General features: G+C 63.9%; 13 protein-coding genes. 11 read left to right on the forward strand and 2 right to left on the reverse strand.

All coding sequences use genetic code 11. The features are described 5' to 3' along the window. The 5 genes from PHI64_RS13700 to PHI64_RS13720 form a co-directional block, all read left to right on the forward strand. Positions 1-212, forward strand: a 212-nt coding sequence (locus PHI64_RS13700; protein ID WP_299881562.1) for a transporter substrate-binding domain-containing protein, incomplete at its 5' end; no start/stop codon positions are given. 27 nt (positions 213-239) lie between these two features. Beyond that, positions 240-980, forward strand: coding sequence for an amino acid ABC transporter permease (locus PHI64_RS13705; RefSeq protein WP_299883716.1), 741 nt, complete (start codon positions 240-242; stop codon positions 978-980). A 10-nt stretch (positions 981-990) separates the two neighbouring features. Next, a complete protein-coding gene (gltK, locus tag PHI64_RS13710) occupies positions 991-1,674 on the forward strand; it encodes a glutamate/aspartate ABC transporter permease GltK (RefSeq protein ID WP_299883718.1) in 684 nt (227 codons plus the stop codon). Between the two features lie 9 nt (positions 1,675-1,683). Beyond that, positions 1,684-2,412, forward strand: coding sequence for an amino acid ABC transporter ATP-binding protein (locus tag PHI64_RS13715; protein ID WP_299883720.1), 729 nt, complete (start codon positions 1,684-1,686; stop codon positions 2,410-2,412). Between the two features lies 1 nt (position 2,413). After that, the gene (locus PHI64_RS13720; protein ID WP_299883722.1) at positions 2,414-3,355 is read left to right on the forward strand and encodes an asparaginase; all 942 of its coding nucleotides are present in this window, start codon (positions 2,414-2,416) and stop codon (positions 3,353-3,355) included. A 1-nt stretch (position 3,356) separates the two neighbouring features. Here PHI64_RS13720 and PHI64_RS13725 read toward each other — a convergent pair whose 3' ends face one another. Beyond that, positions 3,357-5,135, reverse strand: a complete 1,779-nt coding sequence (locus PHI64_RS13725) for a monovalent cation:proton antiporter-2 (CPA2) family protein (protein ID WP_299883724.1) — start codon at positions 5,133-5,135, stop codon at positions 3,357-3,359. Between the two features lie 65 nt (positions 5,136-5,200). On the opposite strand from PHI64_RS13725, the gene PHI64_RS13730 reads away from it, so the two are divergent. Continuing rightward, a complete protein-coding gene (locus PHI64_RS13730) occupies positions 5,201-5,464 on the forward strand; it encodes a hypothetical protein (RefSeq protein WP_299883726.1) in 264 nt (87 codons plus the stop codon). Next, positions 5,461-6,666 carry a PEP-CTERM sorting domain-containing protein gene (locus PHI64_RS13735; RefSeq protein ID WP_299883728.1) on the forward strand — a complete coding sequence of 402 codons (1,206 nt, stop codon included), beginning with the start codon at positions 5,461-5,463 and terminating at the stop codon, positions 6,664-6,666. Before PHI64_RS13730 ends, PHI64_RS13735 begins: the two co-directional genes overlap by 4 nt. A 70-nt stretch (positions 6,667-6,736) precedes the next feature. Here the strand turns inward: PHI64_RS13735 and cysB are convergent, their stop codons facing one another. Further along, positions 6,737-7,678 carry an HTH-type transcriptional regulator CysB gene (gene cysB / locus PHI64_RS13740; protein WP_296575501.1) on the reverse strand — a complete coding sequence of 314 codons (942 nt, stop codon included), beginning with the start codon at positions 7,676-7,678 and terminating at the stop codon, positions 6,737-6,739. 138 nt (positions 7,679-7,816) lie between these two features. Here cysB and PHI64_RS13745 point away from each other — a divergent pair, with 138 nt between their 5' ends. Genes PHI64_RS13745 through PHI64_RS13760 form a run of 4 tightly spaced genes read left to right on the forward strand, consistent with a single transcriptional unit; the run spans position 7,817 to position 11,565 of the window. Continuing rightward, the gene (locus PHI64_RS13745) at positions 7,817-8,596 is read left to right on the forward strand and encodes a sulfite exporter TauE/SafE family protein (protein ID WP_299883730.1); all 780 of its coding nucleotides are present in this window, start codon (positions 7,817-7,819) and stop codon (positions 8,594-8,596) included. Between the two features lie 31 nt (positions 8,597-8,627). Next, positions 8,628-10,310 carry a nitrite/sulfite reductase gene (locus PHI64_RS13750; RefSeq protein WP_299883732.1) on the forward strand — a complete coding sequence of 561 codons (1,683 nt, stop codon included), beginning with the start codon at positions 8,628-8,630 and terminating at the stop codon, positions 10,308-10,310. Next, positions 10,303-10,827 (forward strand): DUF934 domain-containing protein, encoded by a 525-nt coding sequence (locus tag PHI64_RS13755; RefSeq protein WP_299883734.1) that lies wholly within the window; start codon positions 10,303-10,305, stop codon positions 10,825-10,827. The genes PHI64_RS13750 and PHI64_RS13755 overlap by 8 nt, the downstream gene beginning before the upstream one ends. A 12-nt stretch (positions 10,828-10,839) precedes the next feature. Further along, positions 10,840-11,565, forward strand: a complete 726-nt coding sequence (locus tag PHI64_RS13760; RefSeq protein WP_299883736.1) for a phosphoadenylyl-sulfate reductase — start codon at positions 10,840-10,842, stop codon at positions 11,563-11,565. Positions 11,566-11,570: the final 5 nt, after the last annotated feature.

The following is an 11,570-nucleotide window of genomic DNA, read 5'->3' on the forward strand; positions in this document are numbered from 1 at the left end:
CCTACGGCTGCATGATGAGAAAGGACGACCCGGGTTTCAAAAAGCTCGTCGATGCCGCCATCGCCAAAACCATGACCTCCGGCGAAGCCGAGGCCATCTACAAGAAGTGGTTCACCCAGCCCATCCCGCCCAAGGGCCTGAACCTCAACTTCCCCCCCTCAGACGCCATGCTCAAACTGTTCAAGGCGCCCAACGACAAGGCCTTCGAATAAGCCTGAGCCGCCCGGGGGCATGACACCATGAGCTACAACTGGAACTGGGGCATCTTCGGCAATCCCGTGCCCACGGGCGACACCACCTACTTGGGCTGGATGCTCTCCGGCCTGCAGACCACCGTGCTGCTGTCCCTGTCGGCCTGGGTCATCGCCCTGGCCTTGGGCAGCCTGATGGGCGTGCTGCGCACCGTGCCCCACAAGGGCCTGTCTGGCATCGCCGCTGCCTACGTCGAAGTCTTCCGCAACATCCCGCTGTTGGTGCAGCTCTTCATCTGGTACTTCGTATTGCCCGAAGTGCTGCCCTTCGGCCTCGGCGAACGTTTCAAGCAGGATCTCGACCCCGTCACCCAGCAGTTCGTGTCGGCCATGGTGTGCCTGGGCTTCTTCACCTCCGCCCGCGTCTGTGAACAGGTGCGCTCGGGCATCAACGCCCTGCCTCGCGGCCAGAAGAACGCCGGCCTCGCCCTGGGCTTCACCCTGCCCCAGACATACCGCTACGTGCTCCTGCCCATGGCCTTCCGCCTGGTGGTGCCGCCGCTGACCTCCGAGTTCCTCAACATCTTCAAGAACTCCGCGGTGTGCTCCACCATCGGCCTGCTCGAACTCGCCGCCCAGGGCCGCCAGCTCGTGGATTACACCGCCCAGCCCTACGAATCCTTCATCGCCGTGACCGTGCTTTACCTCATCATCAATATCGTGGTGATGCTGCTGATGCGGGTGATCGAGACCCGCAGCCGCGTCCCCGGCTACATCGGCGGAAAGTGAGGATGTCGCTATGAACTATGAATTCGATTGGTCCTCAATCCCCGGCGCGCTGCCCTTCCTTTGGGAGGGCATGAAGGTCTCTCTGGAGATCACCGTCATCGCAGTAATCTTCGGCATCGTCTGGGGCACCCTGCTGGCCATGATGCGGCTGTCTCCGGTGAAGCCTCTGGCGATGTTTGCCGCCGGCTATGTGAACCTCTTTCGGGCCATTCCGCTGGTGATGGTGCTGCTGTGGTTCTTCCTGATCGTGCCCCAGGTCCTGCGCGGCGCCTTCAACCTCGACCCCAACACCGACGTGCGCCTCACCTCGGCCATGATCGGCTTCGCCCTGTTCGAGTCGGCCTACTACTCCGAGATCATCCGCGCCGGCATCCAGTCCGTCCCCAAGGGCCAGGTCTCCGCCGCCTCGGCCCTGGGCATGAGTTACGCCCAGGCCATGCGCCTGGTGGTGCTGCCCCAGGCCTTCCGCAACATGGTCCCGCTGCTCCTCACCCAGGCCATCGTGCTCTTCCAGGACACCTCCCTGGTCTATGTCTCGGCCCTGGCCGACTTTTTCGGCGCCGCCTACAAGGTGGGTGACCGGGACGGCCGTCTGGTCGAGCTGCTGCTCTTTGCCGGTGCCGTGTATTTCGTGCTGTGCTTCAGCTTGTCCCAGGTAGTGCGCCGGTTACAGAAACGCATGGCGATGGTTTAAGGATTAAAGATGATCACGATAGAGAAGGTCTCCAAGCATTACGGCAGCTTTCAGGTTCTCACCGATTGCAGCACCCGGGTCGCCAAGGGCGAGGTGGTGGTGGTGTGCGGCCCCTCGGGCAGCGGCAAATCCACCCTCATCAAGTGCGTCAATGGCCTGGAACCCTTCCAGGCCGGCACCATCACCGTCAATGGCGTGTCGGTGGGCGATCCGAAGACCAACCTGTCCAAGCTGCGCAGCCACGTCGGCATGGTCTTCCAGCACTTCGAGCTCTTCCCCCACATGAGCATCACCGACAACCTCACCATCGCCCAGGAGAAGGTGCTCGGCCGCAACAAGGACGAAGCCCGCGACAAGGGCCTCAAGCTCCTCGACCGGGTCGGCCTCAAAGCCCACGCCGCCAAGTTCCCCGGCCAGCTCTCCGGCGGCCAGCAGCAGCGTGTCGCCATCGCCCGCGCCCTGGCCATGGACCCTATCTGCATGCTCTTCGACGAGCCCACCTCCGCCCTCGACCCGGAGATGATCAACGAGGTGCTCGACGTGATGGTCGAACTCGCCCAGGAGGGCATGACCATGATGTGCGTCACCCACGAGATGGGCTTCGCCCGCAAGGTCGCCAACCGGGTGATCTTCATGGACAAGGGGCAGATCGTCGAGGACGACAGCAAGGACGCCTTCTTCGGAGCTCCACGCTCCGAGCGGGCACGCCAGTTCCTGGCCAAGATCCTGCAGCACTGAGGTGGCCCTGCCGAAGATCCGCATTCTGGCCACCGGCGGGACCATCGCCGGTGAGGCCGACCCCGGCAACGATGGGGGCCGCTACCGGGCCGGTGTGCGCCCGGTGACCGCCTTGCTGGCTGCCGTCCCCGAGCTCGACGGGATCGCCCGCCTCGACGCCGAGCAGATCCTCGCCCTCGACAGCAAGGACATGGGCCCGGACGGCTGGCTGTGCCTGCTGTCCGCCGCCCGCCGGGCCCTGGCCGATGCACAGGTGGATGGCCTGGTGATCCTCCACGGCACCGACACCCTCGAAGAAAGTGCTTACTTCCTGCACTTGGCCCTCCCCGCCGGCAAGCCCGTGGTTCTCACTGGCGCCATGCGCCCGGCCGATCACCCCGAGGCGGACGGCCCCGCCAACCTGCGGGCCGCAGTCTCACTGGCAGCCTCGGCTGGCGCTGCGGACAAGGGAGTGCTGGTGGTGATGAACGCCCAGGCCCATGGGGCTCGCGATCTCATCAAGGCACGAACAACGGGCCTGGACGCCTTTGAAGCCGGGCAGCCCTGGGCGACGTCTCGGCCCGACGGCCGCTTCGCCACACTGACGCCATCGATACTACCCCGGGTGGACATCCTGCCCGGCTATGCCGGCGCGCCAGCCATGCTCATCGACGCCTGCGTGGCAGACGGCGCCCGAGGCCTGGTGCTGGCCCTCACCGGTCATGGCAGCGTGCCTAAAGCCTGGGAGCCGGCCCTGCTGCGGGCGCGGACACAGGGGGTCGCCATCCTCCGGGCCAGCCGCTGTTCCGGCCCCGTGATACGCAACGCCAATGCCGACGATGATGGCGCCGGCTGGCTCACCGCCGGCGACCTGCCTCCACCCAAAGCACGGGTGGCCCTGATGCTGGCCCTGGCTGCCGGCTGGGACGCCGACACCCTGCAGACACGCCTGCCAGGCTTCTGACTCAGCCTCCCCGGCCCTTGCGGGTGAACGCCACGCGGGCCTCCTCCAGCACCTGGGCCAGCTCCTCGCGGGCTTCAAGGGCAGACTGGATGAGCTTGCTCTCATCGAAGGATATCGCCTGCTGGCGAGCCAGCACTTCCGCATCATGGCGGGCAAAGCGGTTGACCAACTGCTCGGCCAGGGCGGGAGGTTCGTGCAGCAGCTCCAGGGTCCACCGCGCCATCTCCAGACTCGCCGGCAAGGTCTCACGGATCTGCCGCTCGATGCCCAGATCCATCAGGCGACCGGCGTGGAAACGGTTGCGGGCCCGGGCCACGATCTGCACATGGGGAAAGTGCTTGCGCACCAGCTCGGCAGTGCGCAACGACGCCTCCACGTCATCAATAGCCAGCACGAAGACCTTGGCCTTGTCGAGCTGGGCGGCATGCAGCAGATCCAGATGGGCGGCATCCCCATAGAACACTTTCAGGCCAAACCGCCGCATCGTATCCACCTGACCGGCGTCCGCGTCCAGCGCAGTGAAGCTGACCCCTCGTGCCAGCAGCAGGCGGCCGACGATCTGCCCGACCCGCCCGAAACCGGCAATCACCACTTCGCTTGAATGCGCCGGCAGATCGTCATAGTCACGCACCGGCTCCTTGCTCTGGGTAGCCCGGGCAATCCAGTCACCGAGCAGCAGCAGCAAAGGGGAAACCGCCATGGACAAGGCCACGACAAGGGTCAGGCGGTCGGCCTGAACCTCACCGAGCACCCGGAAGGACTGGGCGGCGTCGAACAGCACAAAAGCAAACTCGCCGCCCTGGGCCAGCGCCAGGGCCAGTGATCGGGCCTCCGGTGCCGGGCCGCCGACGATCCGGCGCAGGGCAAAGAGCACGATGAACTTGATGAAGATGAGGCCCAGAGTCAGCCCGAGAATCTGCAGGGGCTGATCCACCAGCAGACGCAGGTTGGTGGACATCCCCACTGCCATGAAGAACAGACCGAGGAGCAAACCCTGGAACGGGGCGATGGATGCCTCAAGCTCATGCCGGAACTCGGAATCGGCCAGCAGAACGCCGGCCACGAAGGCACCCAGGGACATGGACAGGCCCCCGGCCTGCATCAGCAGGGCCAGGCCCAGCACCGTCACCAAGGCTGCTGCGGTGAACATCTCCCGACTATTTACCCGGGCCACATGGCGGAACAGCGCGTCGAGCAAGGGCCGGCCAACGAAGGCGACCACCACCAGCAGGACAAGACCAACCCCCGGATGGGTCAGCGCCGTCGGCTTACCCGTGCCAAAGAGCGGAATCAGCGCCAGCAGCGGAATGACCGACAGATCCTGGAACAGCAGAATGGCAAAGGCTTCGCGACCGTGGCGGGTGGACAGCTCGCGCCTCTCGGCCAGCGTGGGCAGCACGAAGGCTGTGGACGACAGAGCCAGGATGATGCCCACCACGACAGCTGCCGACATCGACAAGCCCAGATAGCGCCCGGCCCCCGCCAGGGCCGCGGCCACGCCGAACAACTGCAGTGCCCCCAGACCGAACACGGAGCGGCGCAGGGCCCAAAGGCGCGAAGGCTTGAGCTCCAGGCCGATGACGAAGAGCAGCATGATCACCCCGAGCTCGGCGGTGTGCATGAGGTTATCGGGGTCACGTACCAGCTTGATCCCGGACGGCCCGATCAGCACTCCGACGGCCAGATAGCCGAGCACCGTTCCCAACCCGGCCCGCTTGAAAAGAGGCACGAACAGGACAGACGCCAGCAACAGGGCGGCAAAGGTGGTCAGGGATTGCATGAACGGGGAGAGGTGAGGAGCAATTCGGTATCCCGCAAGTCTCTCATAGTCCGGTGACGCAATTCGTGACCGAAGAATCTGGAAACACTCTTATGGTCCGTTTATTGCCCAAGGCTACGGCAGCCTTTCTCAGAGGCCTGATTTTGTCGGCGGGCTTTACACATCAGCAAACAGGTGCCTACCACACGCTTGGCAAATCACCTCAAAATTGTCGGATTTTAACGTTATACGACAATAGCGTTAAATTTGGCACATTCGATGCTGCTACTAATGGCAGGAAGACCCAACGATTGATTTCTCTGATGACAAAAAAGGGAGACGCACCATGAAACTCCAGCCCCTGAGCCTCTTCGCTGCGATCGTACTGACATCCGCAGGCGTTGCCACCAGTGCCAACGCCGCCAGTGCTCCCTTCACCTTCCTGCCCACGCCGGAGAACAACGCCTACGCGTCCTACGGCATGTACAAGGACGGAACGGGCCAGCTGCGCGAAGCCATCATGATGAACGGCATCCCCATCGCCTTCAAATATGATGACGTATGGTCGTACTCGGCCAAGCTCCTTGATGCCATCCAGTCGGACACCAATCCGACCAACTTCATCCCCACCGCAACCTTCGGCACCTACGACTTCTCAACCGGAACCGGGACCATCGCCGTCAACCTGAGCTCCAATGCCGGCGGTGCCACCAACCTGGACCCGAACAACTCAGGGGTGAACTTCCAGGACCCGGTCAACTTGTCGAGCAACAACAACGTGATGGGCTGGACCTGTACCTGGGGCGGGCCGACCCAGTCGTGCACCAACTCCCCGACCGGCAACTACACCTACACCTCCCCCGCCGCCAACGAGCACGGCACATCGACCGTCGGCAATATGCTGACCTACCTGCATACGCTGAACCCGAATGCCAACATTCCGGTCTTCTATGCCGACTACAACCAGACCGGCAGCGTGGACTCCCTGTGGTTCAGCGCAAAGTTCGAGGTGTGGGACAGCAGCATGACCACCCGCAAAGGCATGTGGGCACTTGACCAGACCAGCAACACGGAGTGGGACCAGAACGCCCCAACCTTCAATTACGGGGTCGTCAACTTCTATGGCGATCAGGCCACCTGTGATGCCGCCGGCGCCTACAATGCGATCACCAACCCGACCGGCTGTGCCGGGGTCACCGCCAACGGGGACGAGTACACCAAGCTGGAACACAACAAGGGTTCGGGCCAACCCGACTTCCTTGCCTACGCACCGGACATGGACCTGAGCAAGTTCGACCCGACCGACCTGATCGTGATCACGATGAGCCTGGGTTGCGTCCAGGATGCCACCGGTACCTATATCGTCAATCCCCTTACCGGCGGCACCCCGAGCACGCACAACAGCCTCGGGTGCAACACCAACGGTGGTGAGGAGTTCGGCATCGTCGGGGCACTGACGGTACCCAACCGCGTACCCGAGCCTTCATCCCTGCTTCTCTCCGGCATCGCCCTGCTGGGTGCCAGCCGGGTACGGCGCCTGATGCAGGCCTGAGCCAGCACGACAGCACCACGGCGAGCCGGGGCCCCGCCCCGGCTCGCCGTGTTTACTGAACACCACTCGCCTATAGCCCGGGATCTTCCCCGCCACCGGCAAGAGCCGCATCCACCACCCGGCGCGTCAGGTGCGGCGCAAAATACTCGATGAAGGCATAGACATAGCCCCTCAGCCAGGCATTGCGGCGCAGACCGATGCGTGTCGTGCTGGAAGCGAACAGATGGGCGGCGTCCACCATCCCGAGCTCCTTGTCCACCGCCGGGTCAAAGGCCATCTTGGCGACGATCCCCACCCCCAAGCCCATGGCCACGTAAGTCTTGATCACATCCGAATCGATGGCGGTCAGCACCACGTTCGGCTTAAGCCCGCGCCCGATGAAAGCCTCGTTGATCTTGTTGCGACCGGTGAAGGCAAAGTCGTAGGTGACGATGGGGTAGCGGGCGATGGCGTCCAGGGTAAGGGGCTGGGTGCTGAGGATAGGATGCCGCACCGGAGCGATGATGCAGCGGTTCCACTGGTAACAGGGCAGCATCACGATATCCTCGTGCTCGGCGATCGCCTCGGTGGCGATGGCGATGTCGGCCACCCCGGACAGGACGTACTCGCACACCTGGAGCGGATTGCCCTGGTGGAAGGACAGGCGCACATTAGGGTAGCGGGCCATGAAGCTGCGCACCACCGGGGGCAGTGCATAGCGGGCCTGGGTATGGGTGAAGGCGATCGACAGGCTGCCCGTCGCCTCGTTGCTGAATTCAGCGCCGACTTCCCGAAGGTTGTCCACTTCCTGCAAAATGCGCGCCGCGATCGCCAGAACCTGCTTGCCTGGTTCCGTGATATCCACAAGCCGCTTGCCGTGACGGACAAAAATCTCCACCGCCAACTCTTCCTCCAGCTGGCGGATCTGCTTGGACACCCCCGGTTGGGAGGTAAACAACGCTTCCGCCGCCTCGGAGACGTTGAGCCGATGCCGGGCGACCTCAAAGACATAGCGCAGTTGCTGGATGTTCACCTCGTTTCCCCTCTCCGCTGGAAGCAACGCATTGGCAGGCGCCAATAGAACTTATACTTCTATCAGTCTAACCAAAAACCCCTTCTTGGATCTAACAACTCCCTCTACGATGCGCTGCACAAAGATCTTGGGCCTATCATGAGCATCGCGTACACCATTGCCGGCTTTTCCGTGGGCGCCATCGTCGGTCTTACCGGCGTGGGCGGCGGGTCCCTGATGACCCCTCTCCTCGTCCTGCTGTTCGGCATCAACCCGTCCGTTGCCGTGGGCACCGACCTCCTCTACGCTGCCATCACCAAGGCCGGCGGCACCTTGGCCCATGGCATGAAGGGCACCGTCGACTGGGCCATCACCCGCCGCCTGGCCGCCGGCAGCATCCCTGCCGCCGCCCTGACCCTTCTGCTGGTCAGCCAGTTTGCCCCCGGCGGCATCGACGGCGCCGCAGCCCTCATCAAGACCTCCCTGGGCGTGGCCCTGCTGCTCACCGCCCTGGCCATCGTCTTCCGCAAGCAGATCCAGACCTACGCCCTGCGCCACACCGGTGGTCAGGAGAACCCCAGGCGCACCGCCATTCTCACCGTCATCACGGGCGCGGTGCTGGGCGTGCTGGTGTCGATTTCTTCGGTTGGCGCAGGTGCCCTCGGCGTCAGCGCCCTGTTCTTTCTTTACCCCCGCCTGCCCACTCTGCGCATCGTTGGCAGTGATATCGCTCACGCCGTTCCCCTCACGCTGGTGGCCGGCATCGGCCACTGGTTCCTGGGTAGCGTCGACTGGTCCCTGCTGGGCAGTCTTCTGATCGGCTCCCTGCCAGGCATCTGGCTGGGCAGCCATATTTCCACCCGGGTCCCCGACCGGGTGCTGCGTCCAATTCTGGCTACCATGCTGGTCTTGGTGGGCAGCAAGCTGATTGCGGCCTGACGGCCCCTGAGAGAATAACCAGGACTAACCCATGTACCGTTACGACTCTTACGACCAGAAAATCGTCGACGAACGCGTCGCCCAGTTCCGCGATCAAACCCGCCGCTATCTGGCCGGCGAGCTGACCGAAGACGAATTCCGCCCCCTGCGTTTGCAGAATGGCCTCTATATCCAGCGCCACGCCCCCATGCTGCGGGTGGCGGTGCCTTACGGGCTGCTGTCATCGCGTCAGGTGCGCACCCTGGCCCACATCGCCCGCACCCACGACAAAGGCTACGCTCACATCACCACGCGCCAGAACTTCCAGTTCAACTGGCCCGAACTCAAGGTGGTGCCGGAGATCCTGGCCGAGCTGGCCCAGGTCGAGATGCACGCCATCCAGACTTCCGGCGCCTGCATCCGCAATATCACCTCCGACCCCTTCGCCGGCGTGGCCGGTGACGAGTACATCGACCCCCGCCCCTGGTGCGAGGTACTGCGCCAGTGGAGCACCTTCCACCCCGAGTTCGCCTTCCTGCCCCGCAAGTTCAAGATGGCCGTCAATGGCGCCCACCAGGACCGGGCAGTGATCCAGTGTCACGATATCGGTCTCGAGCTCAAGCGCGATGCCGCTGGCGAGATCGGCTTCCGCGTGCTGGTGGGCGGTGGCCTCGGGCGCACCCCCATCATCGGTGAAGAGATCAGCGACTTCGTACCGTGGCAGCACATCATCACTTACTGTGAGGCAGTACTGCGGGTCTATAACCGCTACGGTCGCCGCGACAACCTTTACAAGGCGCGCATCAAGATCCTCGTCAAGGCCCTGGGCATCGCCGAGTTCAAGCGCCAGGTCGAAGAAGAATGGGTCTTTGGCAAGAACGGCCCCAACACCCTGACAGAAGCCGAGGTGGCCCGCGTAGCAGCCCACTTCACCGCCCCCACCTACGTGCAACTGCCGGGCGATGACTCCAGCTATGTCGCCCAGCGTGCAGCCAACCCGGCCTTTGCCGCCTGGGCCAAGCGCAACGTGCTGGCCCACAAGGTGCCGGGGTACGCCGTGGTGGTGCTGTCCCTGAAAGACCCGAAGCGCGCCCCTGGCGACATCACCGACGCTCAGCTCGACCTCGCGGCAGACCTGGCAGACGCCTACAGCTTCGGCGAGATCCGCACCACCCACGAGCAGAACCTGGTGCTGGCCGACGTCCGGCAATCCGACCTGTTCGCCGTCTGGGAAAAGGCCCGCGCTGCCGGCCTCGCGACCCCGACCTTCGGCCTGCTCAACGACATGATCTGCTGCCCGGGGGGCGACTTCTGCGCCCTGGCCAACGCCAAGTCCATCCCCATCGCCAACGCCATCCAGGAGCGTTTCGAGGATCTGGACTACCTCTACGATATCGGCGACCTGGAGCTCAACATCTCCGGCTGCATGAACTCCTGCGGCCACCACCACGTGGGCCACATCGGCATCCTCGGCGTCGACAAGAACGGCTCCGAGTGGTACCAGGTCAGCCTCGGCGGCAGCCAGGGCAACAACACCTCCATCGGCAAGGTCATCGGCCGCTCTTTCGCCGCAGCCGAAATGCCGGACGTGATCACCAAGATCATCGACGTCTACCGGGCCCAGCGCCAGGGAGGCGAGCGCTTCATCGAAACCGTCCGCCGCATCGGCCTCGACCCGTTCAAGATTGGTGTGTATGGCGACGCCGCCATCATCGAAAGGAATCAGAATGCCTAAGCTCATCAAGAACGGCCTCGTGATCGACGACAGCGCAGAGATCCTCGTCCTGGACGAGACCCAGGCCCCCGAAGCCCTTAACCTGCCGGAGGGCCCGGTGTTCGTACCCCTGGCCGTATGGCAGGCCCACAAGGGTGTCCTGTCCGGCCGCCCCGGGCTGGGTGTCTGGCTGGACAGCCACGAGAGCGTGGACGATCTGGCTTCCGACCTGGACAGTCTCCAGGCCATCGCCCTCAACTTCCCGAAGTTCACCGATGGCCGAGCCTACTCTGGCGCCGCCCTGCTGCGCAGCCGTTACGGTTTCAAGGGCGAGATCCGTGCCATCGGCGACGTGCTGCGCGACCAGTTCTTCTTCATGCAACGCTGTGGCTTCGACGCCATCCAGCCCAAGGCCGGCAGATACTCCGATGCCCTGCTCGCTGACGCCTTAGCCAGCCTGCAAGACTTCTCCAGCCCCTACCAGGCCGCCATCGATCAGCCCGAACCTCTGTTCCGCCGCGCCGCGCGGGTCGCCTGAGGAGGCCTCATCATGCATCCCAACCAGAATCCCAAGCTCGACGACCCCGCCCTGCTGGCCAGCCTGGAAGCCAAGCTCGCCCAGCTCAAGGCCGACCTGGCCGCATGGGCCGCCGAACTGCCGGCCATCACCATGGCCAACAGCCTGGGCGCCGAGGACATGGTGCTCACCGATGTGATCTGCACCAGCTGTCTGCCCATCGAGATTTTCTCCCTTGATACCGGCCGTCTGCCCTTGGAAACCTACGATCTGATGGCCAAGGTGCAGCAGCACTACGGGCTCAAGCTGAAGTTCTTCTACCCGAACCAGACCGCCATCGAGAACTTCACTCGCGAGAACGGCATCAACGCCTTCTACGACAGCGTCGAGCTGCGCAAGGCCTGCTGCCACGCCCGCAAGGTCGAGCCCCTGGGCCGCGCTCTGGCCGGCAAACAGGCCTGGATCACCGGCCTGCGGGCCCAGCAATCCACCACCCGCACCGACCTGCCCAAGCGTCAGTTCGATGAGGGTAATGGCCTGGTCAAGTTCAACCCCCTGTCCGAGTGGACCGAGAAGGAAGTGTGGGCCTACATCCGTCTCAACAAGGTTCCATACAACGCCCTGCACGACAAGTTCTACCCCAGCATCGGCTGTGCGCCCTGTACGCGCCCCGTCTCCATCGGCGAGGACGTGCGCGCCGGGCGCTGGTGGTGGGAAAATCCGGAAACCAAGGAATGTGGTCTGCACGTCAAGAAGTGACGGAC

Origin of the sequence: Zoogloea sp. (genome assembly GCF_028689785.1) — a bacterium.
Classification (GTDB): Bacteria; Pseudomonadota; Gammaproteobacteria; order Burkholderiales; family Rhodocyclaceae; genus Zoogloea.